Source organism: Imperialibacter sp., assembly GCF_040222815.1.
Classification (GTDB): Bacteria; Bacteroidota; Bacteroidia; order Cytophagales; family Cyclobacteriaceae; genus Imperialibacter.
Genome location: NZ_JAVKCH010000025.1, coordinates 101067 through 124242, shown reverse-complemented (window position 1 = coordinate 124242; position 23176 = coordinate 101067). Strand labels below are relative to the sequence as shown.

At 46.7% G+C, this 23176-nt stretch carries 14 protein-coding genes; 6 read left to right on the top strand and 8 right to left on the bottom strand.

Translation table 11 applies throughout. The annotated features are described in order from the left end of the window. Positions 1-22 precede the first annotated feature (22 nt). From RIF36_RS13435 to RIF36_RS13420, 5 genes are all read right to left on the bottom strand, one after another. Positions 23-556, bottom strand: a complete 534-nt coding sequence (locus RIF36_RS13435) for a hypothetical protein (RefSeq protein WP_350071468.1) — start codon at positions 554-556, stop codon at positions 23-25. Next, the gene (locus RIF36_RS13430) at positions 553-1332 is read right to left on the bottom strand and encodes a succinate dehydrogenase/fumarate reductase iron-sulfur subunit (protein ID WP_350071465.1); all 780 of its coding nucleotides are present in this window, start codon (positions 1330-1332) and stop codon (positions 553-555) included. The genes RIF36_RS13435 and RIF36_RS13430 overlap by 4 nt, the downstream gene beginning before the upstream one ends. After that, entirely contained in the window at positions 1332-3239 is a 1908-nt protein-coding gene (locus tag RIF36_RS13425; RefSeq protein ID WP_350119413.1) for a fumarate reductase/succinate dehydrogenase flavoprotein subunit, read from the bottom strand. The genes RIF36_RS13430 and RIF36_RS13425 overlap by 1 nt, the downstream gene beginning before the upstream one ends. Further along, entirely contained in the window at positions 3152-3955 is an 804-nt protein-coding gene (gene sdhC, locus RIF36_RS28440; protein ID WP_502880856.1) for a succinate dehydrogenase subunit SdhC, read from the bottom strand. Before sdhC ends, RIF36_RS13425 begins: the two co-directional genes overlap by 88 nt. Positions 3956-4124: 169 nt before the next feature. Further along, entirely contained in the window at positions 4125-6320 is a 2196-nt protein-coding gene (locus tag RIF36_RS13420; protein WP_350119253.1) for an acylase, read from the bottom strand. 169 nt (positions 6321-6489) lie between these two features. Here RIF36_RS13420 and RIF36_RS13415 point away from each other — a divergent pair, with 169 nt between their 5' ends. From RIF36_RS13415 to RIF36_RS13405, 3 genes are all read left to right on the top strand, one after another. After that, positions 6490-7575 (top strand): alpha/beta hydrolase, encoded by a 1086-nt coding sequence (locus RIF36_RS13415; protein ID WP_350119250.1) that lies wholly within the window; start codon positions 6490-6492, stop codon positions 7573-7575. A 137-nt stretch (positions 7576-7712) separates the two neighbouring features. Then, a complete protein-coding gene (locus tag RIF36_RS13410) occupies positions 7713-9041 on the top strand; it encodes an ammonium transporter (RefSeq protein WP_350119247.1) in 1329 nt (442 codons plus the stop codon). Between the two features lie 6 nt (positions 9042-9047). Further along, positions 9048-9392, top strand: coding sequence for a P-II family nitrogen regulator (locus RIF36_RS13405; protein ID WP_350071447.1), 345 nt, complete (start codon positions 9048-9050; stop codon positions 9390-9392). A gap of 69 nt (positions 9393-9461) precedes the next feature. Here RIF36_RS13405 and gnd read toward each other — a convergent pair whose 3' ends face one another. Beyond that, on the bottom strand, positions 9462-10859 hold the full coding sequence (gene gnd / locus RIF36_RS13400) for an NADP-dependent phosphogluconate dehydrogenase (protein WP_350119244.1): 1398 nt from the start codon (positions 10857-10859) through the stop codon (positions 9462-9464). Positions 10860-11021: 162 nt separating this feature from the next. Between gnd and zwf the strand changes: the two genes are divergently transcribed. Together zwf and pgl are read left to right on the top strand one after the other, a co-directional pair. After that, on the top strand, positions 11022-12542 hold the full coding sequence (gene zwf, locus RIF36_RS13395; protein ID WP_350071441.1) for a glucose-6-phosphate dehydrogenase: 1521 nt from the start codon (positions 11022-11024) through the stop codon (positions 12540-12542). Between the two features lie 6 nt (positions 12543-12548). Further along, positions 12549-13253, top strand: coding sequence for a 6-phosphogluconolactonase (gene pgl / locus RIF36_RS13390; protein ID WP_350071438.1), 705 nt, complete (start codon positions 12549-12551; stop codon positions 13251-13253). Here the strand turns inward: pgl and RIF36_RS13385 are convergent. Both RIF36_RS13385 and RIF36_RS13380 read right to left on the bottom strand, forming a co-directional pair. Next, positions 13250-18409, bottom strand: a complete 5160-nt coding sequence (locus RIF36_RS13385; RefSeq protein ID WP_350119241.1) for a S8 family serine peptidase — start codon at positions 18407-18409, stop codon at positions 13250-13252. The genes pgl and RIF36_RS13385 overlap by 4 nt on opposite strands. Before the next feature lie 146 nt (positions 18410-18555). Then, positions 18556-20673, bottom strand: a complete 2118-nt coding sequence (locus RIF36_RS13380; protein ID WP_350119238.1) for a S9 family peptidase — start codon at positions 20671-20673, stop codon at positions 18556-18558. A 184-nt stretch (positions 20674-20857) separates the two neighbouring features. Here RIF36_RS13380 and RIF36_RS13375 point away from each other — a divergent pair, with 184 nt between their 5' ends. Further along, a complete protein-coding gene (locus tag RIF36_RS13375) occupies positions 20858-23176 on the top strand; it encodes an acyl-CoA dehydrogenase family protein (RefSeq protein ID WP_350119235.1) in 2319 nt (772 codons plus the stop codon).

Genomic DNA, 23176 nt, shown 5'->3' with positions numbered 1-23176 from the left:
TCTGATTGGCAGGGCACTTTCCTTACTCCAGAATAGGAATAAAATTGTCTTTGGGGCGAGGCCCGAGGTTATTGTCCATTATTATTCTGGCGCAAGTATTCCAGCGCAGAACCGACTCGTCGTTTCCGGATACACGAATGGCTTCCGATTGCTCATAAAACTCCATGGCATCGATGAGCCACTCGTAGGAGTCATACTCACATCCATGGTTTCCAGAGTTCAGAACTGAGGTACCCTGCCGTTCGTTGATGATTCCCATGTAGTATAGTCGGCTATAGTCGTCCTTGAAACTTTTGGTCAACTCTATAGCCTGGTTAAACTTATTCTGTGTACCAAGCTGGGAAAATTGATCTGTCAAAGCCAAAAGCAGAACCTTAGACGCTTGTTGGTTGTCGGGGTCTATGGCTAAAATATCCATACAAATGCTTTCAGCTGGCAGAGGATCGTTCAGAAGTCTGTATCGCTCTGCTTTTTGCATAGCAGCATCAATACTTGCCCTCGAAAGCTTCTTTAGTGTAAAGGCGACTTGGCCTGGGTGTGATGTTGGTGTGCTCATGATTGCCTTTCTTTTTTATGTAAACGAAATAACCTGAATATTGGATCATAGAACCTGTCAGCTACCCGCTCTTTGAGCGGAATAATTGCGTTGTCTGTTATAGTGATATTCTCCGGACATACGTTAGTACAACATTTGGTGATATTACACAGGCCAATGCCATCCTGCTTTTTTAAATCCTCCCGCCTGTCCTCAATGTCCAGTGGGTGCATTTCGAGCGATGCATTGTACACCAGGTTTCTTGGGCCTGCGAACTGATCGTGCATACTATGCTCCCTCAAAACGTGGCAAACATCCTGACATAAAAAGCACTCAATGCACTTTCTAAATTCCTGCACACGGTCAATATCTTCCTGCGCCATATTCCAGGTGCCGTCGGGATGATCGGGCTTTCTTGGCTTGAACTTCTTGATTTGCTTTTTGGCTTTGTAGTTCCAGGAAACATCGGTAACCAAATCCTTTATAGAAGGAAAACATTTCATGGGCTCAATAGTTACCGGTTTGTCCACTGGCAAGTCGCTCATGCGAGTCATGCACAACAACTTGGGGTGACCGTTAATTTCCGCTGAGCACGAGCCACACTTGCCTGCCTTACAATTCCACCTGACGGCAAGGTCAGTAGCATCAGTTTCCTGAATCTGGTGCACTGCGTCAAGCACCACCATCCCCTCCGAAATGTCTGTGCGATATTCCTGAAACTGCCCCGTACCCCCCAGACTTTCAACATTGTCAGTTGAGGGGTTTGTTCTCCATATTTTGAATGTTACCTCTCCCATTATTCCATTTTTACTATTACTTTCTTCAAGTCATCTCTCAATGGCACTTCAGGAATCACCTCCACCTCCATCTTCCCATCACTCCCCTTCTTTACAGCTATATTCACACTTCCCAGTTCCTCATTTTTCTCCGTATAGTCAAGACGACAGTGTCCTCCACGGCTTTCTTTTCTTTCTTTGGCCGCCTTGGCAATTGCTTCAGCTACTGTCAACATGTGTTTGAGCTCCAGTGCAGTGTGCCAGCCGGGATTAAACTCCCTATGCCCCCCGCATCCAGCCGCTTCCGCTTTTTCTTGCAGTTCTGAAAGCGATTCTATCGCCCTCGCCAGCCCCTCTTCATTTCTCACAATGCCTACCAAATCCTGCATCACGTCCTGTAATTCGTTTTGCACCTGAAACGGATTGGTGGACTTTCCTCTGTCATATCTTTCAAAAGGCTTTTCCGCCCACTCAATCATTGCGGCAACTTCTGCCTCATCTATTTTCCCGTCCTTCGTCCGACTGGCTTCTTCCGCTGCATGGGCTCCGGCTCTCTGACCAAAAACAAGAAGGTCGGACAGAGAGTTGCCACCAAGTCGGTTGGCACCATGCAAACCAGCGGCGCACTCACCGGCAGCATATAGACCCGGCACGTCAGTTCTTTGAGAGTCAGCATCTACTTTCACTCCGCCCATGATGTAGTGGGTAGTTGGCCCCACTTCCATGGGCTCTTTCGTAATGTCTATGCCAGCAAGCTCTTTGAATTGATGGTACATACTTGGAAGCTTTTTCTTGATGTGTGCTTCCGCATCCTTCATTTTTTCTTTGATCCATGCGATGTCCAGGAACACTCCGCCATGCGGTGAGCCACGGCCCGCTTTTACTTCCCTGTAGATACATCGGGCCACATGATCCCTGGTTAGTAATTCTGGTGGCCTCTTGGCATTGGGATCTCCCTGCGTGTATCGCCAGCCCTCTTCTTCGTCGCTTGACGTCTGATTCTTATAGAGGTCGGGGATGTCGTCGAACATAAATCTCTTCCCTTCACTGTTTCTAAGCACGCCGCCTTCTCCTCTCACACCTTCTGTAATAAGAAGCCCCCGAACGCTCGGTGGCCAAACCATGCCTGTTGGGTGAAACTGAATAAACTCCATGTCGATCAGTCTGGCTCCTGCATGATAGGCCAGTGATATGCCGCTGCCCGTACAATCCCAGCTATTGCTCGTAATCTTGTATATTTTACCCATCCCTCCGGTGGCAATGATTACTGACCTGGCTTGATAGATACGGAATCTTCCTCTTTCCCTGTCGTACGCCAGCGCACCAACAACTCTGTCTTTATCCTTTAGCAGCGACACCACGGTAATTTCCTGGTGAAAATCTATGCCCTGATGAATGCCATGGTCTTGCAGTGTACGGATCATTTCCAGCCCTGTCCGATCCCCCACGTGTGCCAGCCGAGGGTATTTGTGGCCGCCGAAATTGCGCTGTAAAATGCGTCCGTCCTTTGTTCTGTCAAACAGTGCGCCCCAGGCTTCCAGCTCCCTCACCCTTTCCGGGGCCTCCTTTGCATGTAGCTCAGCCATCCTCCAGTTGTTCAGGTACTGGCCACCTCTCATGGTGTCAGAGAAGTGCGTTTCCCAGCCGTCTCTGGAATCAACGTTGCCCAAAGCAGCTGCCACGCCCCCTTCTGCCATCACCGTGTGCGCCTTGCCAAGCAGCGACCGACAAATAACACCGACCGTCACTCCTTTGGCAGACGCTTCAATCGCCGCACGAAGACCAGCTCCACCGGCCCCAATTATCAGCACATCGAATTTAAACCTTTGCAGCTCGCCCATCAGAAAATCCTCCAATCTGTTAAAATGCCCATGGAGCACATGCGTACATAAAAGTCCGAAAATGCCACCCAAAAAAGGCTGAACCACGCCCAATTCATATGTCGTTTATTGAGACAGCTAGAGCAATTATAGAGATGAAAACGGACAGGATTTTTGGAAAGCCTGTTACTTATCCCACCAACGAGATGGCGAAATGAGTGGCACCCAAAGGTATATCCGCCCAATAAAATAGCGTTTGTGAGAATGACCAGAGAGCCTACCCCCATACCAAATTCTTGCTCACCAGTCAGGTCATTGGCAAACCAAAAACCTTTCCACGCATCGTAGCTTAGAAAAAACACAAAGGCTATCGCCAGGTAGAGAAAATACCTGTGAGCATTTTGCAAAATCAGGGGAAGTCTATTCTCACCCCAGTATGTTTTTCGTGGCTCGGAGACAGTGCAGGACACTGGATCAGCCCAAAAGGACTTATAGTAAGCCCCCCGATAGTAGTAGCAGGTAAAACGCATGCCACCTGGCGCCCATAAAATCAGCAAGGCAGGTGAAAATGGCAAAATCATTGGCCACCAATCGGGCTTCGGCCCAAACAGGCTGTGCGGGGAACTTCCAAAAATTTCAGGAGAATAGAAGGGTGATAAATAAGGCCCAAAAGAATAATGAACTCCCTGAAATGCTGACCAGGTGGCATAAACTATAAAAGATGACAGCGCTAAAAAAACCAGTAGCGGGCGCAGCCACCATAGGTCTTGTCGTGATGTTTGCCCAAATTTTCTACTTTGAACAACAATTGTAGGGTGTTCCACGGAGAAGATGATTTAGATTGATGAACATGACATCCCCCAGCTCTTTGATCCTTCCTTTATTCTAAGATTAAGTAAAAAAATGCGCAAAAGCAATTTAGCGTTCAGGCATCTGAATTCACTTGTTCCCTGCTCCCTTCCTTTTGTTCTAAACCGCTGTCGAAAATAATTATTAAGGGTGATAAGTTTTTTCAGCTGCTCTTTCTACGTCTGCTTTGTAGAAAAGCACATCTCTGAACTCTCCTTTCCGGTACATCTCCGCCTGGTCATTGAAATGTGGTGAAGCCGGATCGCTCTTTTGTCCGCCCGTAACTATCGCCTTGGCTTTGACAGTGTCTCCAAACTCCACAACGGCCACAAAGCTGTTGCCACTTGTTCCGTACCAACGTTTCGTGCCTGCATATGGCCTGCTACCGAACGCAGACAAAGCTCCCCACATGCTGCTTGTGTAAGCAATGGGGTTGCTTGCTAATTCATCGTTGAAAGGCTCTCTGATGGCACCTTCCACCCGCTGAAAGCGATTGATTTGTCCCCAGGCTGTTTCCCATGTGCCAAAGTCTGCTGTCAGCTTTTCAACGGCTTTTTTCAATGCTTCAAGCTTCATCTGTGGCTCTGCTTCGGTGGTCATATAGTCAATCATAGCCAACTGCCTAAGCCGAACATCTTTTGTTTCGTACAAGTCTTTCATTAACTCCTGGGCCCAGAAGATGGCCAGCGCCGTACCGATAGATTCTTCTCCAAAACGTAAATCCCACTCTTTAAGCACTTTTATCGGAGCTGCCAGATCAGCTTCTTTCTCTGAGGAGCCTTCATACGCTTGTACCACAGAGGGAACGAGGTTTTCAAATCCCACCAAATACGGGTCATAAGCCGCTTCAATAAGCTTATCAAGTGTAAAGTTCGTTTTCCCTTCCAATACCCGAACAGCGTGAATACCCCGGGCGTTTTCCTGATCTGGGGCCATGTATACAGGGTAGTGTTCAGGCTTGGGGCTAAATCCTGCTGCTGCCGTAAATGGCGTTGAATTGCAGTTCTGTAGCCAGCCGCTTTCAGGGTTCAGCAAACTAACGAGTTCCTCGATTTTGTGGAGCCCCTGCCAGTCGGTGGCTGGGTTGCTGCCGTCGATCACCCCTGAGTAGTCAAACCGGGGGTCACGAACAGGCATAAAGTTGCCATGGTAGTAACCTATATTGCCCTGGTCGTCGGCATACACCGTATTGTTCGACGAGTTGGTCCGAAGCCGCATGTTGTTATTGAAGTCGTTGTAGGTGGCAGCCTTTGTTCGCATGTATGATTGACTGAGGGCATTCAATGGATCCTGCATCAGCCCTACGGCAATCCATTTACCGCCTTCTTCCCTTACGATCGGGCCGTGGTGAGATTTGTAGGTCGTGAATGTTTTGCTGACGACTTTCTCACCGTCTTTGTATTTCAAAGTGACCTCTGAGGCCTCCAGAGCCCTCTCCTCTTCGCCATACTTGTAGAAATAATTCCCATCCTTTTCTACAACAGTCTCAGCAAACTCGTCAATTACGTCGGCTGCGCTGGAAGTATGCATCCAGCCGCAGTGTTCATTGAAGCCCTGATAGATAAAATATTGCCCCCAGGTAACAGCTCCATAGGCATTAAGGCCTTCTTCACTTACCACATGCTGCTCGGAGCGAAAAAAGAAAGATGTGTGGGGATTGATTAGTAGCAAAGAGTTCCCCGATGCGCTGTTGGAAGGTGCGATAGCAAACCCATTGGATCCAGTAGGCTCTGGTTCTGGTTCGTAGGTATACACTGAAGAAACCGGAGAAACTGGCTTCCCCCCGTAAAACGCCTCTAAGTTTTCAGTTGAAATAGACTCGATGTCTCCACCGATACTACCCTCACTAAAAGTAAGGGGCATCCACGGTTCAAATCTGGTGAGTAGCATAGGCTTCACTTCGGGATGTTTGTAAAGGTAATAGTTGATGCCATCGGCAAAGCCCTTCATTTGTTCTTTCATTCCCTCCGGTGCCTCATTATAAAGGGCTTTTATCTCTTCTTCGTTGATGAAAAGCCTTTGGCGAAGGTCAGTATATAACGCTTTCTCCCCTTCCACTTCAGCCATTCGGCCAATTGAGGTGAGGTAGTTGGTTTCTATCCGCTTAAAGTCGTCTTCACACTGTGCATACAGCATTCCAAAAATAGCGTCAGCATCAGTTTTACCATAAATGTGGGGAATGCCCCAGTTGTCACGAATAATGGTGACACGAGAGGCCACGGCCTCCCATCGTTGTATTTCGTCAGCTGTGAATTCAGCAGTTGCTTGTTGAGGAGTTTCGCAACTTTGAAAGATGAATATGGAAACTAAAACAAGGATCAGTTTAATTGGTCTTCTCACAATGGGTTACAGTTTGGTCGTTCAACAATATACAGGTTGGTCAGTAAAATAATAAAACCGTTTAGGTAAATAACCAATATGGAGCCGCTTTGGGTGTAGGTCCAGATCAGATCAAAATGATTTTTTCTACAAATAAGTACTTTTATATCCTGAGTTGTCATATCGTTATATGAGAGCACTTTACCAGATTGCCTTCCTGGCCTGCATCCTGTTCAGTTGCGGCTGTAGTGATTCCAACCCATCACCGTCAGATGATGACAACGTACCACCTCCGTCGGGAACTTCAAGCTTTGACATCATCACACAGGAGTTATCCAATGACCTAACTATCGACATTTACGTGCCGAGGGTAGAAAATGCCTCGGGGAAATATCCTATTATTTACTTCAATGATGGGGACGTTTTCAAAGGAGCCATCGCCAGCCTTACTTCTTACAAATTTGAAGCATCCTCGGGGATTGAACCTTTTATAATGGTGGGTATCTCAGCAGCGGGCCATAGGTACGGCAGATATATACCCTACAATGATCAGTGGATCAAAGAAAACTGGTCTGATTACTCTCCGGGGTCTATTAACTATACTCAAAGGCTGATCAATGAGGTGATTCCGAAGGTTGAGGAAGACTATCCTGTTGACACAAAAAGGAGGGCCATATTTGGATTCTCGCTCAGCGGGCTTTATGCGGCCTGGGCCGGAATTAATTACCCGGAAGTCTTTTCCTTTTCCGCCTCCATGTCACCCTCATTCTGGGTGGCCGACTATGCTATTTTCGATGAGCCAAGGGAATTGTCAAACACCCGGTTCTATTTTGACATAGGCACTAAAGAGTGGAACTATTACGTGCCAATGATTGAAAGCCTGGAGAATCTGGGGTTTAGGTATGGGAAAGACATTTTCTACTATGAGGTGCCAGGTGGTATCCATGCTGAAAGCGATTGGGCCAGTAGGTTACATATTCCTCTTGGACTATTCCTAAATGGAACGCCAGAGGAAGTTGAAGGCTATGAGATCATCAAAGAGTGCATTCCCAGCCAATCGACCGCCGGGCTGGTTTTCCAAAGGCTTAATCCCATAGTTACTTTTACGAACGGCATCAGGTATTCGCTCTCCACAAGCGCCTCCTTTCAGGTCGTTAGTGGCGATGGCGTAGTGCTGGAAGACGGAAGGTTCGACACTAAGGGTGGGAGCATGACCGTTGAAGTTAGCCACGGAAATTGGAGCGAGCACATAAGCTTAAATAATTGCAATAATTAGATTTCTGACGCTTCCGAACCGGCTACTTTCAGGTTTAATGCGCCTCGTTCAGGAAGTTTAAATCTGAATTCCTATATTGCGTCACCCTAAACAACATGTCCCAAAAAGCTGGTGATTGAATTTTAAACACACCCTACATGAAGCTTTTTGTTCGACCAATTCTATTGAGTGGATTGGCTATTATTGCCTCTTCCACTGTTGCCTTTGCCCAGGAAACGTCTGAGATCGACTCAGGTGCCACTGCCTGGATGCTGACATCTACCACACTTGTGCTCCTTATGATTCCCGGCCTTGCCATGTTTTATGGTGGCCTTGTCAGGACTAAAAACGTGCTCGGCACTATGATGCACAGTTTTACAGCCATGGGTATCATGACTGTTCTTTGGGTAGTTTGCGGCTATAGCATGGCTTTTGGTGAAAATGTACTTGGTGGCTGGTTTGGCTGGAATTCCGACTATGTGATGCTTTCAGGTATCGATGACAGTATTATTGACGGCATCCCCGAGTATGTCTTCTCCATGTTCCAGGCAAAATTTGCCATCATCACCCCTGCGCTTATTGCCGGTGCCGTGGCCGAACGAATCACGTTTAAAGGTTATTGCTTTTTCATAGCGCTGTGGGGCCTTGTCGTTTACAATCCGCTTTGCCACTGGGTTTGGGCATCCGACGGCTTCCTTTTCAACCTGGGAGCCAACGGTGCCATTGATTTTGCCGGAGGCACGGTTGTACATATCTCCGCCGGTGTTAGCGGATTGGTTGCCGTGCTCTTTATTGGAGCCAGAAAATCGCACCCACATTTGCCCATGCAGCCCAACAACCTTGTGATGACGATGATCGGCGCCGGGCTTCTTTGGGTGGGTTGGTTTGGGTTCAATGCCGGCAGCAGTATCTCAAGTGGGTTGAGCACTGCCCAGGCCCTGACCGTTACACAAATAGCAGCTGCGGCCGGTGCACTTACCTGGCTGATCGTGGAAGGCTTCCATCAGGGGAAAGCAACGGCACTTGGTTTTGCATCGGGCATCCTGGCAGGTTTGGTAGCCATCACGCCTGCCGCTGGCGTTGTTCAGCCAGGAGGAGCTCTTGTACTGGGAGCACTTTCTACTATTGTGTGCTACCTCGCTATTATACTAAAAAACAAACTCGGCTATGATGATACACTAGATGCTTTTGGTATCCACGGTGTTGGCGGTATCATAGGTGCCATTTTCCTTGTTTTCTTCATCAGAGAAAGCTGGATGGCTGATGCAGCAACGGCTGTAGGTGGCACGTGGACAGTAATGCAACAACTTGGAGTGCAACTAACTGCTATTGTGATAGCCATAGTTTACGCCGGTGTAGGCACTTTCGTCATTCTTTTTGTGCTCAATAAATTTGTCAAAATCCGGGCCACCGAGGAAGATGAAATGAAAGGGCTCGACAATGTGTACCATGGTGAGAAAGGATACGGAATGATCACCCCTAACTAACAGAGAATGAAACTGATTATAGCCATTATAAGAGAAAATCAGCTAGATCAAGTGAGAGAATCGTTGATTCAGGCTGGCATATCAAGAATAACTGTGGGCAACGTTTCCGGTCACGGAAGGCGGGTGTCCGAGGAAGTATACAGAGGCCAGAAGGTAATCCCCAACCTGGTGTCGAACATCCGGTTGGAAATTGCTGTCAATGATAGCTTTGTTCAAACCACCTGCAACGCCATTATGGATGCTGCGCAGGCGCACGATGGCGATATGATAGGCAGCGGCAAGATTTTTATTACGCCGCTCGAAGAATGCATAAGAATCAGAACTGGCGAACGAGGTTCTGACGCTATATAACAACCCCAAGAATGTATTTTGGAAATATAGGTAATGAAAAGGCTGAGCTACTAACTCAGCCTTTTTCTTTTACCACTCAGTATGGAAAATCCCTTCCCTATCGGTTCTCTCATAGGTATGTGAACCAAAGTGATCACGTTGTGCCTGAATCAGGTTCAGTGGCAAACGACCGGTGGTGAAAGCGTCGAAATAGCTCAAACCAGCCACCATACCCGACACCGGAATGCCCTGACCAATAGCATAAGCAGCTACTTTTCTGGCCGACACTTCACAGCTTTTAGCTTTGGCTGCAATGTCCTTGTCCAGCAACAGGCTACTAAGTGCTTTATCCCTGGCATACGCCTTCCTCATGTCCTCTAAAAGGCCTGAGCGGATGATGCAGCCACCTCTCCATATTTTAGCGATGGTTTCCATGTCGCAGCCGTAGTTGTACTCTTTCGAAGCAGCCCAAAGCTGGGTCATTCCCTGAGCGTATGTAACGATATAGGCAAAGAAAAGTGCGTCTTCAACGTCTTTCACGGTAAGGCTGCTATCTCCTTTGATTGCCTTGGCTCCGTAGAGTGATTCTGCTTTTTCCCGATCAGCCTTCATTGAGGATATTTCCCGCATACTCACGGCCACGTCGATAGTTGGTACCGGGATACCCAAATCCATAGCGTTTTGAGACGTCCACTTGCCTGTGCCTTTTTGCTTTGCCTTATCAAGGATCACATCGACCAGGTCTTTGTTTGTCAGCTCGTCCTTCTTCTTGAAAATCTCCGCTGTTATCTCCACCAAAAACGACTGTAGCTTGGTCTTGTTCCACTGATCGAAAGTATTGTGAAGCTGCTGATTGCTCAGACCAAGCCCCCGCTTCATTACGTCATATGCCTCGGAAATAAGCTGCATCAGCCCATACTCAATACCGTTGTGCACCATTTTCACGTAGTTACCGGCTGACCGTGCCCCCATGTAGTCGACACATGGTTCGCCATTGACTTTCGCTGAAACAGCCTCAAAAATTGGCCTTACAATTTCATAGGCATCTTTGTCGCCTCCTGGCATAATGCTGGGCCCAAATCTGGCTCCTTTGGCACCACCGGAAACACCAGTACCAAAAAAATAAATGCCTTTTGACTCCAGGTTTTCAGCTCTTCTGTCTGTGTCAGTAAAAAATGAATTTCCACCATCAATGATCAGGTCGCCTTTGTCAAGCAATGGGGACAAATCGTTGATAACAGCGTCGACAGGCCCTCCGGCGGGAACCAGCAACATGATCTTTCTTGGCCTGGAAAGTTTTGAGACAAACTCCTTTTTATCGGTAGTACCATCAACAACCTTTCCTGCCCCTTCTTCCCTCAAAGACTTTACCTTTTCGAGATCCGTATCCAGCCCAAAGGCGGAGAAATTATTGTCTGCCACATTTAAAATGAAGTTTCTTCCCATCACTCCGAGGCCTACAAGGCCAAAGTCATACGTTTTTTCCATTCCTGTCCTATTTTTCATTCCACATGACGGCCACCATGCAACCAACTGCCTTCATATGATGTTAATTGCTTGTTTTTTAGCGAATATCAAGAGATTCAGACCAAAAATACTGATCTTCGCCAATTAAATTGAATTTTGCTATCACCCCTGTGTAGTACCTAAATGAAAAAAACTGATAATCAGATACTTACTATTTTTGGAGCCTCTGGCGATCTTACTGAGCGTAAACTAATTCCCGCCGTTTTCAATTTATTCAAAAGAGGTTTCTTGCCGGAGAATTATGCCATTCTTGGTGTTAGCCGAACGGATTTTAGCGACGAGGAATACAGAAAGAAAGTTGTGTTTGACAACCCACACCTGAAAGCTTCTAAAGAAAAGCCAGATGAGTTAGATAGCTTCGCCAAGTTGGTATTCTATCAGTCAATTGACACGAAAGCGGTAGTAGACTATCAGTTGCTGGCCAATCGGCTTAAAACGTTATGCAATGACTGTCACACGGATCAAAACTATATTTTCTATCTTTCTACTCCCCCTTCACTTTACTCTGTGATTTCTAAGAATTTGGGCGAAGCTCAACTCAACACGGAAGAAAAGGGTTGGAAGAGATTGATTGTTGAAAAGCCTTTTGGCTACACGTTGGAAAGTGCAAAAGAACTAAACAACCAGCTGCTTGAATCATTCAAAGAAGATCAGATTTATAGAATTGACCATTACCTGGGCAAAGAAACCGTGCAAAATACGCTGGTAGCCAGGTTTGGCAATACGATTTTCGAACCGCTTTGGAACCGTATTTACATTGAGAAAGTGGAGATTACAGCGGCAGAAAGTGTGGGTGTAGAGAAGCGTGGCGGTTACTACGATGGCTCCGGAGCTTTGAGGGACATGATCCAAAATCACTTGCTACAGTTGGTATCCCTTGTTACAATGGAACCTCCGGCCAGAATGGATGCGGAGTCTATTCACAACGAGAAGCTAAAGCTTTTCAGATCCTTACGCCCTTTGACCCAAGACGACATCAGAGATAACGTAATCAGGGGTCAATACCTCAATTCGACAATCGGAGACAAGGAATATCTCGGTTATAGAGATGAGCAAGGCGTGGATGCCGAATCAAGAACCGAAACCTTTGCGGCTTTAAAATTCTACATCGACAACTGGAGATGGGCCGATGTGCCTTTCTTCGTCCGCACCGGCAAGCGGCTGCCAACCAGGGTTTCCGAGGTGGTGATTCACTTCAAACCCAACCACCATCACCTGTTCAGCCAGCGGCGAATTGCCAACTCACAAAATGTACTGGTCTTCAGAATTCAGCCCAACGAGGGTATTTTATTGAAGTTCGGTCTGAAGGTGCCGGGCAACGGCTTTAAGGTAGAAACGGTGAACATGGACTTTCAGTATGATGGGCTAACGGACGCATACGTGCCAGAAGCCTACGAAAGGCTGCTGCTCGATTGCATGCAGGGCGATGCGACACTCTACGCCAGAGGCGACAGTGTTATTGCTGCCTGGGAGTTTGTTGATCCGATACTAAAAGCATGGAAAGATGATCCCGACCTTCCCGTATATGGGTACCCCTCAGGCACCTGGGGCCCAGAACAGGCAAATACACTAATTGAAAATGGCCACGGCTGGCGGAATCCTTGCGCCAATTTGGTTGATGACGGACTTTATTGCGAACTATAATAGCTGATGGAATTACATATTTCAAAAAACCCCAGGGCAGTAGCAGAGGATTTTGCCACCTTTTTGGTCGATCTCAATCAAAACAGTGACAAACTGAACATTGCACTCTCCGGAGGTTCTACCCCACAGCTACTGTTTGACATTCTTGCTGCTGATTACAAAAAGGCAATAGATTGGTCGAAGATGCATTTCTATTGGGGTGATGAACGTTGTGTCCCTCCTACCGATAAGGACAGCAACTATGGCATGGCGAAGACGCATCTGTTTGATAAGGTTGGTGTTCCTGAAGGCAATATTCACCGCATCCTTGGCGAAAACGAACCCAGGCAGGAGGCCCAACGACACAGCCACGAGATCAAAAAGAACGTAACCTCATCCGACGGGCTGCCCAGGTTCGACTTGGTAATACTTGGCCTTGGCACCGACGGGCACACTGCATCGATCTTTCCTGATCAAATGGAGTTGTTAAAAGCTACCGAAACCTGTGTTGTGGCCACACACCCTGAATCAGGGCAAAAAAGAATCAGCCTTTCCGGCCCGGTAATCAACAATGCCAAAAGCATCGCCTTTCTGGTGACTGGCGAAAGCAAGCAGCCTAAAGTGAGGGAAATACTGAAGCACAGAGGGAAGTTCAGAACCTACCCTGCCTCGCATATTAAACCCACTAATGGTGTGCTTTATTGGTTTCTGGACGAGGCAGCTAGTGCCTAGTCTTTGACGATACGAGTACTGAAACTATCCCCTGAAGAAGTCGAGACCAGCAAGAGATAAACTCCAGGACGGAGATGGCTTGTAACCAACGCATATTCACTATTAGATTGGATATTCTCCAAATTATCTTCCGTGAGTGTTTGCCCCACCAGGTCAACGATGCTTAGCATGATTTGTCCACATATTTGGCTTTTAAACCGAATGCTTAGGTAATCATTAACTGGAATAGGGTAAACATCAATAAGCTGAGACATACTATCTTGAATGCCACTTATTGCATTCACCATGATGATTAGATTATAAGGCAGACTCGTGCTGTTTGGGTCACTCACAACGATCGGCACTTCCAGGACACCAACGTAGTCCAAAGCAGGAGTTACCGTCTGCCCTGATACACTATAATTGTCACCAGCCCCTATCTTCAAAGAATGGTTGACTGGGAATTCATCATCATCGTCATCAACAAATAGATATTGAGGCAGGATTTTTAGTGAAGTATTTTTGTCAATACTCAGTTCCTGCTGACCAACAATTTGCGGAACGTCGTTGCTCAGGTTTACTGAAAATTCAAACAGGTCGCTATCATCAATGCCGTCAGTTACCGCTATATTGATCTTTAGAACTCCTACAAAATTAACTGACGGCATAATCTTACCCTCAACAATCTGATAACCATTCCCCTCAACTAGTTTCAGGGTCAGACTTTCGATCGGGTCATCTGCATCAGTCACAGTCAACTGCGCTAAATCGATCCCAATCGGCGTATTTTTACCAAGCGTCGCTGCTACCTGCCCGGTAATTACTGGCTTGTGGTTAACAATGTCTACCGAGAACTCAAAAACCGGGCTACTATCCACCCCATCACTCACTGTCAAAGGAATGATAATGGTGCCGACAAACCCTGTAGTCGGCCGAACCATGCCATCCTCGGTAACAGAAAAGCCCTCGCCTTGCCCGATAGAAAGCTGGTAAGCAAAATCAGGCCCATCGTTCTCATCAATGATTTGTAAGTCATCAACTGATACAGAAAAATTACTATTCTTAGTCACTTGCTTTGACTGCTGCCCAACAATCGATGGCGCAACATTAACCACTTCAATTTCCAGCTCAAATACATTACTATCGTCAGCCCCATCGTTCACAACAACCGAAGCGGTTAAGAGACCATTAAAATCGTTTGGTGGTGTAACAAGGTTATCTTCCAACTGCCCACTTGAAACGGCCAACACTTTCACAGTAAACCCGTCAGGATAGTGATTATCTGAATCTACGACGATAAGATCATCGACGCCGATCTCCCATGATGCTGACTTCCAAATACTTATAACTTGCTGTCCTGTGATCACCGGAGGCTCATTTGTTACCTGAATTTCAAACTTATATACTGCACTGTTTGAAAATCCATCATTAACAACAATGTTTACCTGAAGTTCACCTCCATAAGTTTCGTCAGGAAAGACTGTCATGCCTTCAACTACATAGTGCTCGCCAGGTAGAACAAGTAGCGTATGTTTTGTTGGGTAAATGTCATCGGCGTCTGTCGCAGTCAGGTCTGTTAGGGACAACGTATAAGCGTTGTTTTTCTCTATTTCAACAGCTACTTGCCCTGTAACAACCGGAGGCTGATTAACAACTTTAATGTTCAATAGAAATGGCTCACTACTATCATAACCATCATTAACCGAAACGGGGACCTTAATTGTGCCAACGAAATCGATCGGTGCTATAACCTTTTTGCCATCAACAGAATAACTATCCCCATTTTCCACAATTATGCTCATCTCAGAAGCATTGGAATCGTCATCCAAAATGATCAAATCATCCAAAGATATTTCGTGAGAGGCGCCTCTGAATATTGTGACTGGTTGCTGGTCAACAACTTCCGGAATTTTGTTCGCTTTTACGAACAGTGCAGAGGTCATTATATGTTGCATAGAGTCACCGGAAGATCCCTTGGCCACCAGTTTGATGTCATAATATGTATCGTTAGATGGTTTGTTAAAAATACTTCCTTCGAACACTTTCCTTCCATCGAGGTTTTCCGTAGTAACATATTCCACTGGAACGATCTCGTAGTCATCCGAACCACTTTTCTGAATGTAAAGCTGGCTACCAACGAGCGAAGACAGGCCGGGTCTTACTGAAAATCTTACCTTACCATCCAATACCTTTTCAAATTGGTTAGTAAGTTCGCCCGATTTATCTTGAAAATAAAGCCCCGGCACAAAAGGAGACATCACGCTGCCGCCTTCATTTTGAACAATGGAATTGGTTGTGTATTTGATAACGCCTTCCTTGCCAGGCATTTGTTCATGTGGAACAGTGAAGTCAAATTGATACTGTCCAGCCTGATAAAACCCCCAGTCTGAGAAAAAATCTCTCCCTGTTCCATTGAAAAGAACCAAGTCGTTCGCTGAAACTTTCACATTCATCTGATCATACAGGAAATAGGTTTCTTCCCCGAATGATCCCAAAAAAGCGCTTGAACGGATATCGTAATTATTCAGGTAGGTACCTGGGTGCAGAACACCACTACCAAAATTGAGTGTTTGCCCCATATTCATTCCCGGCGTGTCGCTCAGTGGCCATTTGCCATCGAAACTGGCAATCTTATTATCAAAGACCCTAAGCAGTTTAGTTCGCAACGAATGATAGGAATCGTTGACATTTTTGGAAACATGTGCATCAATCCCTAAGCCCCAGTTGTTAATAACTGAGGACTCAGTAATATATGCGTCTGCATGCCATTTATCTACAGGCAAATTTAAACTACTGCCCCAATTCCAACCAAAACCAACAGTATTTCCGCCCCCACCATAATCGTCAAACCAATGCGCATTAACAAAGAAGGTAATAGCATGAACGGCAGACGATCCTGGCAAATCAAAATCAAGGCCAAAATGGTAAAGATCCTCGGAGTTTCGCTGAATGTCTGCACTTTCAGAGAGACCATCGAAAGCACCTAACTCTATGTTATACAACTTGTTACCAGACTCATTCCGAACATCAAATGTGTAGTTTGTTGTAGCGAAGTACTCTGAGGAAAAATCAGAAAAATTTAATTCACGAAGCGCAGTGCCGTATGAAACAATATTTCCAAAGCGGCTGCTCTTTGACTGAATCAGTAAGGTTAAGGTTCCCTGATAACTGTCTGCTAAACTTTCGCCATTCTCATCTGTGGCAGCAAAAGTTATTTTGTTTCCCGCATCGGCCGAGGTTACCGAAATAGTGGTACTGCCATCAATAATAATATTTTCCTTAAGCGCAATCTTGCTCCAGTCTTCAAACAAGAAAAATCCGTTATAAGTAGCGTTCGGCACAAGGAAGGTCGCAGTTAACCCATCTTCCGAAAATGAAGCATCGTAGGCACCATAAGAAAAATCGTCGTTGAATAATTGGATCAGTTTATTATAGTCCCTGTTCAATTGATTATCCTCAAAAACTATTCTGACAATAGTTCCACTAACGAAGGCCCAGGGTATTACAAGCGCATCTTCTTCACTTGCAATTGTCACCCTACCTCCGGTGGATTGTGAGGCTTTGGGCTCCTGTTCAAATACATTATTGTCAACGGCAAGAGAAAAGCTTATGGTAGTGGACTGGCCGGAACTTAGCGTAAAAGCTGTCTCAGTTGGAGTCAATGTTATCCCTGCTTGCGTTCCCGTTACTGTTATGGAATAGGATTGTTCAGAAACACTATTATTCGTAACAGTCACTGTCTTAGAACCACCCCAATTGGGTTGATCGGTTGCATTTAGTCCATAGCTCAATTGGGTTGGATATGCAGTACTGCTGACACCTGCAGCTTTCACGGCATCTAATCTGCCAGAACCCTGCTGCATTTCTTGCAGCCCAAGGTCTTTGGCTGTAGTGGTTAGTGCTGCCTTTACCTGATCTGCGGTCCAGTCAGGATGAATATCTCTTAAAAGGGCAGCTACTCCAGCAACATGAGGAGTAGCCATGGATGTGCCGTTAAAATTCGCAGTACCTCCTCCAGGAACACTCGACGCTATATTTACGCCTGGAGCCAACAAATCGGGCTTGATCGCATAATTTCCTGCATTTGGCCCCTTACTGCTAAAGTAGGCAAGCATGTCGTAGTCGTCACTGGCACCAACTGTAATGGCTCTTTCTGCTGTGCCTGGGCTGCCGATCGTCTTAAAGCCACCAGAATTACCAGCAGCCACACAAAAAACAACTCCCATTTCCACAGCAGCATTGACTGCAATTGCTGTTGGCGACTGGTAGTCACCTGGCCCGCCAAGGCTCATATTCACAACATCCAACCGGTCGCTGTAATCACCATCACCATTGGGGTCAACCGCCCATTCTATGGCATCAAGAATGTCATCATCGTATCCGTATCCATATTGGTCAAGTACTTTTAGAGCCACCAATTTAGCTTCTGGTGCTACTCCTATAAGCCCACCACCATTGGCTGCCACAATACCAGCTACGTGCGTCCCATGTTCATTGTCATCGAAGGGGTCATTATCATCATTCACAAAGTCATACCCACCAACTACTTTAAAATCAGGACCAAAGCCACCACCTAGAGCGGGATGATTGTAATCAATGCCCGTATCTATTATACCAACAACAATTCCCTCACCCCGTGTATCATAGCTACCCCACACCTCCGGGGCACGAATTAAAGGCACGCTGGTGTCCAGAAAAGCCTTTACAACACCATTTGGGTGGACGGATTCGACATAGTCCAGTTTTTGTATTTCGTCAACCAACTCTTCACTAACTCTTATATACGCCCCAAAGAAAGCTTTTGAATACTCCTTTTCAAGCGAAGAAACAGCCAATGTACTTTTACTCCCTTTTGTTCGGGCCGAGTGCAGCAAATTCAAGTCTGAACGCAACTTATCGAACAGAACTGGATCCTTGAAAGACTTGGCATTAAATCCAAATTGCTTGCTTTGCGAAGCAGAAGGTACCCCTTGTTTGAATTTAACGATAAATTCACCTCGCTTTGGCTCTGGTTCTGTCGAGTTGCTCGATGCCCCTTTCGCATAGACAGTTACTCCCAGGGAATCTTTGTTGGAAAAGGCGTTTGCAACGTGGCTCCCACTACCGTAGGACTTTGAATATCCTAATTTGTCTCTAACAGACAATACCTGTTGCGCTGATGCCTTGTGAATGTACATAAGGCATATAAAAGATACAAAAAGAAGTTGCCGGCTCAAGAGTTTCACTGGTTAAAAGTAAATATTTTAAAAATCTTTACTTCATAAACCGGAAACTAAATACATACCCTTAGCAATAAAAATATTAACTATTATAGTAGACTATCTTACTTCATTAACTTCCTAACGAAGAAATCGGCCGTCGCTTTTCCTGCTTTTAAGGAGTTTCCATGCTTCATCCAATGGTGGGTATCGTCGACTATGACGATGGTTTCCATCTCCACTCCTTTTTCAAGCAGACGCTGCACCAAATCAGTACTTTGGCTAAAACGGACATTTCGGTCATCATCACCATGGATAATCAGCACTGGCGAAGTCCAGCCACCAATTGTCGATGTCGGAGAAGATTCCCAGGCCACTTGGGCCGCCTTCTCGGCATCTGGTGCCTTCTCATATTGGTCGGGGTACAGGATATCTCCGATCCTCCCAGTCGTTCTCTCATGCACACCGTGAATATCAACACCAGCGGCAAAAATATCGGAGTTTCGTCCCAGTGCCATGGCCGTCAAATAGCCGCCGTATGACCCACCGTAAATGCCAATCTTTGATGCATCAATTCCTGGCTGCTTGCCGAGCCAAAGCCCCGCAGCCTTAATGTCTTTGTATTCACTGGCTCCCCAGGTACCTGCATCTGCCGGGTTGTGAAATTCGTAGCCATAACCGATACCTAGTCGATAGTTAACCACCAACACAGTGAAGCCAAGGCTGGCCAGGTATTGGTTGGTAGCATAGCCATTGGTATAATAATCCGAGTAATGCCATCCGAGCAACATTTGCCTTGGCGGCCCACCATGAACATAGATGATTGCAGGGCCTTTGGCTGGCCTATTGGCCGGTGTAAATAGCTGACCGTGGATGGTAAATCCGTCCTCAGATGTAAACACCGCTTGCGTTGGTGTCACAAGACTTTTTGTAGGAAACCCGGAAGGAATCCGGTCTTCAGCCAGCAGTTTTATTTTCCCTCCATTGGCCGTTAAAATAGCCGGAAGTGGCGGCCGTTGTGCTGTTGCGCTGATCATTGCTATGCTCTTGCCGTCGCCGGTCATTACGGGTGTCCACTCAACGCCGCTCCCGGGGGTAAGCACCTTCATATCGGCCTTGTCCACCGACACCTGAACTGCATGACGCCTGTCGAGATCGAGTGGGTCGGGGCCTGTATTCCCGCTAAACAATAATGTTGCACGATCACTGCTAACGCTCACATGCTCTGCCATGAAGTTTCCGGGTGTAAGCAGCATAGGCTCGCCGCCTGCTTCAGGCATGGAATACATATGAGGCCAGCCATCCATGTACGACATGAATACGATTTTGCCTTTTGCTGCCCAATGTAGGTTGGTGCCGCCGTGAGTGTTGGGTGTTGAGCCAGCCAGCGTTTTGGGTGCTTCCCAAAGCTTTTTGGCCTGAGCAGTTGATACATCAGCTGACCAAATGGCCCACGGGCGATGCTTTCTTGCCAGTATCGAGTCGGGTGCGCCACCTGCACCTGGTGTACGAACAAAAACAATTCTTGTGCCATCCGGCGACCAATCTGGAGATCTGTCAAAATTGAAAGAAGGGGCCAGCCAAGTAATCGGCGTTTCCTTGTTGGTAAAAACTCCCACAAATGAATGATCGCCCCTATGGGAGACAAAAGCCATTTTCGTTCCATCAGGTGACCATGTAATACTGCCATTCCTTCCTCTTGCAGTAAACAGCGCCTCGCCTTTGGCAGTGCCGTCGATGGGTACTGACAATATCTGTCCACCCTTAACATAAGCTACCGTTTTCGAGTTTGGTGAGACAGAAGGTAAATCCCCATCCGCCAGCATTTTTGGCTCTCCGCCTGCAAATGGGATGCTCCAAATCTGAACTTGTGGGGGCTCCGGAAGGAAAGAGGTATTCACCGGCGCATCATCGTCCCAATTGGAACCATGGTCCCCCCCTCTCACATAAACTACCCATTGGCCATCAGCAGTCACTGTCAGGCTCGATATTTCCTGTCCACTGTCGTCGTTGTACATCGTAAGCTTTCTTGCTTTGAAATCGGGGCCTTCGGCTACATAGATGTTTCTTTGCCCTTGTTCGTTAAAAGTCCATGCTATCTTGCTACCCGTGGCAGACGAGGTCATATCGGCCGGAAACGGATAGGATTTGACAGATTCGAAAGAGTATGATTGCGCTTGAATGTTTGCTGCTGACAAGCAGTATGGCAAAAGAAACAAAACGATCTTAACAAATAGTTTCATGGTTTGTTAGAGTTAGTTGAATCAAACTAATCAATCTCTAGTTGTATTGAACAACTCTTTTTTCGAAAGGTCAAAATCTTTCATGGCCTTTTTGGGAAGCCCGGTGACTAAAAGCAAATGCTGAACCAAATTATCATTGTTTTAAAACTTTTAAAGAGTAAAATTTAGACAAACAATAACACCCATGATCAATTCCCCCCTACTCAAAGCCAATCCATCTCTGTATTCTTTCCTTCCCATGTTTTACATGGTATGGGCAGATGACGTACTTACGCCAAGTGAGATAAAAAATATCCAAAGTTTGATTAACAAGCAGTCGTGGCTGAAAACCGAGGAAAGGGAATTGCTGCTGTCTTACCTGAACCCTGCTAAGCCGCCGTCTCCTAACGAGATAAAAAGCTGGCTAACAGAAATAAAACGAATTTCCCAGGAGCTGTCGCCCGAAATGAAAACCAGCCTTGTGGACATTGGCAATAAGCTTGCAGAGCTTAACAGTATTGGCCGGGATGAGGTGGCCTTTCAGAACGCTCAGCAGCCATTGCGGGATATTGAGGATGCTTTAGGAATTATAAGCAGAGAGTCAGCCTTCCACCTGGCGTCCAACGACCGGGCTGCTACGGAAGCTGAAACATTAGCATCTGAGAAAACCTTTTCGGTTGATAACCTCAGGGCAATTTTGGATGGTGATCAAGCTGCCCTCATCACCAAAGTGAAGACACTCCTATCCGACCCCGAGTTCAAATACCCGGACACGGGAGACCTCACAGAATACCGGGAAAAAGTACTCCATTGGTGCAAAATCCTTGCCTCGCAGGGCTATGGAAACCGTGCCTACCCTAAAGAGTTTGGTGGCGCTGATGACATGGAAGGCTATTTCACCATCATGGAAACACTTAGCTACCACGACCTGAGCATGGTGATCAAGTTTGGAGTACAATTTGGGCTTTTTGGCATGAGTATCTATTTTCTGGGCACAGAAAAGCACCATAAAAAGTACCTGGCTGATGCGGGTACGCTCAACCTCCCTGGCTGCTTTGCAATGACAGAAACAGGCCATGGTTCAAATGTAAAGGGTATTGAGACTACTGCCACCTATGATCACAAATCGGGCAAGATCACCATTCACACACCCAACCCCAAAGCCCAGAAGGAGTACATTGGCAACGCAGCACTGCATGGCCAAATGGCTACGGTATTCGCCAAGCTTATCATCGAGGGAACCGACTATGGCGTCAGCGCCTTTGTTGTTCCCCTACGAGACAAAAAGGGCGCCATGCACCAGGGGGTGACAATTAAAGATTGCGGCAGAAAGATGGGCTTGAACGGCGTCGATAACGGGGTGATACGTTTCGACAATGTCGTGATTCCAAAAGAAAGCATGCTGGATCGCTTTGCCAGCATAGATGAACAAGGACAATTTGCGAGCCCAATCAGCAGCGACAATCGCCGGTTCTTTACCATGCTTGGGACTCTCGTGGGCGGCAGAATCGGCATTCCCCGCTCTGGGCTAAGCGCCACGAAATCCGGGCTTACTATTGCTATTCGATATGCCGATGGCAGAAGACAATTCGGGCCTGAAGGTGGTACAGAGGTTCCCATCCTCAACTACCGCACACATCAGCGCCGCCTCATGCCACTCCTTTCCAATGCTTATGCGTTGCATTTCTCCCTTCAGTATCTTACACAACGGTTCCTTAAAAGAACGGAAGAAGATATGCAGGAGATAGAAGCACTGGCCGCCGGGCTAAAGTCGTGGGCGACATGGAATGCAACTGCCAGCCTGCAAGAATGCAGAGAAGCACTTGGGGGCAAAGGCTATTTAGCTGAAAACCGCATCGCCGCTTTGAAAAATGACACAGAGATTTACACCACTTTCGAAGGAGACAACACAGTACTGATGCAGCTAGTGGCAAAGAGCAGACTTTCTGAATTCAGGCAGGAGTTTGGTCACATGAACCTGTTCGGCATGCTGAACTACGTGACCGACCAGGCCAAGGTGAGTATTCAGGAAATGAACCCCATTACCATCAGAAACACTGACAAAGAACACCTGCTGGATTCAGAGTTTCACCTGGCAGCATTCAGGTACCGGGAAAAAAGCATTCTGGCATCTTCTGCCAAGCGACTGAAGCATTACATCGATCAGGGAATGGACTCTTTCGACGCTTTCAATCAATGCCAGTACCACCTGGTAATGGTCGGGCATGCTTACATCGAAAGAATTATTCTGGAACAGTTTCAGGAGAAGATTAGCGAAGTAACTGATGAAGGCAGCAAGCATATCCTTACCAAGCTTTGTCAGTTATTTGCCTTGTCCCAAATAGAGAAACACAAAGGCTGGTACCTGGAAGCGGACTATATGGCTGGTGCCAAAACCAAGGCGATTCGTCAGCTAGTGAATACACTTTGCCTGGAAGTAAGGCAAAACGCCGTAGCACTCACGGACGCTTTTGGAATTCCTGACACTTTGCTGTCAGCACCCATTGCCGTGAGAAACAGCTAA